Genomic DNA, 1,787 nt, shown 5'->3' on the forward strand with positions numbered 1-1,787 from the left:
GAGAGGCGATTTGTTCTTGGAATGGGAAACGGCCTTAGCTTAATGGCATTACCCTCAAGGGGACAAGACGTTATGGGTCTGGCTTTCTGCTGCTTAAGTCACGCTATACATTCTGCTGAATTGGCCACCTCCGGTGGCCTTTCCCCCTTTGGTGCCTTACGGCACCACCTTCCCCCCGCGGAGCGGTGGGACAACAACCCGTGCTTTGCTTAGAGCCACTTATGAGATTACAGCCTAGCGGAGCTTTGTTCTGCCACCGCTTGCGGGGTGGCAAAGGAACTGGAGTCACTCCAGCGAACTGGATTCGTAGGGGAGCCTAAGCGACCTGAGAATCCAGTGAGTCGGTGATAGCCGTGCTGTAGGGAGCCGTAGGCGACTGAGAATCCAGTGACATGCTTCCCTTTGGGTAAAGGTGGTGGCGCCAGCCACCAAAAGGGGGCGAGCGCAGCGAGCATATATACTCATCGCCGCCAAAGGCGGCGATACCACAACCCTCGGGCCAAAGGGCCGTCAACCTTCCCCTCTGAACCCTTTGAACCCGGGCCGCCAAGCGGCCCTTCCCATTGACTTAACATAGAAAAAATGCTATATTTAAGCCATCTCTTCATAGAGAAATATAAATATAAAAGGAGACCCCTATGAATACCGATTTCATAATCCCCACCAAAGATACACCCAAACCCCATAACGACAGGAATGTCCTTCTGGAGGCCATGAAGTACCGCTATGCCACCAAGAAATTTGACCCGGAGAAAATTATTTCCGATGAAGATTTCGAAACCCTGCTGGAAGCGGCCCGCCTGTCCCCCACCTCCTTCGGCATGGAACCCTGGAAAATTCTGGTCATCCAGAATAAGGAAATCCGGGAAGAAATGATGCCCTACGGCTGGGGCGCCAAAGCAGGCCTTTCCGGCGCCAGCCATTTCGTAGTCTTCCTGGCCAATAAACGGCAGGACATTACCTTCGGCTCCGCCTATGCAGACCACATGCTGAAGGACGTGCACCAGGTGCCGCCGGAAGTCTACGATTTCTACAGCCAGGTCTACACCCGTTTCGGAAAAGAGGAAATGAAAATCCTGGACTCCGAAAGGACTGCCTTCGACTGGACATCCAAGCAGGCCTACATCGTCATGGCCAACATGATGACCATGGCCGCCTACATGGGTATCGACTCCTGCCCCCTGGAAGGCTTCAATCCCGCCCACATGACCCGCATCCTGGGCGAAGAACATAAACTCTTCGACACCAGACACTACGGCATCGCCGTCATGGCCGCCTTCGGCTACCGCGCCGAAACCCCGCACAGGGACAAGAGCAGAAAACCCCTCTCCGAATCTGTGGAATGGGTGAGATAAGGGGACTGTCCGGCGTGGGGCGGTGGGTGTTCATACCGGCAGGAAACTGTTTGCCTATAGTTTCCTGTCCGGCTTGCCCCTATCGCTTTTCATCGCGGCAGGAAACTATTCGCCTATAGTTTCCCATCCGGCTTGACACCATGGCAATTCACCGCGGCAGGAAACTATTCGCGTATAGTTTCCTGTCCAGCTTGACGCCTTGGCTTTTCATACCGGCAGGAAACTATTCGCCTATAGTTTCCCATCCGACTTGACGCCTTAGAGTTTCATCGCGACAGGAAACTGTTTGCGTATAGTTTCCCATCCGGCTTGACGCCTTAGAGTTTCATCGCGGCAGGAAACTATTCGCCTATAGTTTCCTGTCCGGCTTGACGCCTTGGCTTTTCATACCGGCAGGAAACTGTTTGCCTATAGTTTCCTGTCCGGCTTGAC

Annotated in this window: 1 protein-coding gene; it reads left to right on the forward strand. The window is 53.8% G+C overall.

The annotated features are described in order from the left end of the window. Positions 1 to 638 precede the first annotated feature (638 nt). On the forward strand, positions 639 to 1,355 hold the full coding sequence (locus Q0482_RS07170; RefSeq protein ID WP_299145056.1) for an NAD(P)H-dependent oxidoreductase: 717 nt from the start codon (positions 639 to 641) through the stop codon (positions 1,353 to 1,355). Positions 1,356 to 1,787: the final 432 nt, after the last annotated feature.

The organism is uncultured Dialister sp., from assembly GCF_937959425.1.
In the GTDB taxonomy this organism is placed as follows: Bacteria; Bacillota; Negativicutes; order Veillonellales; family Dialisteraceae; genus Dialister.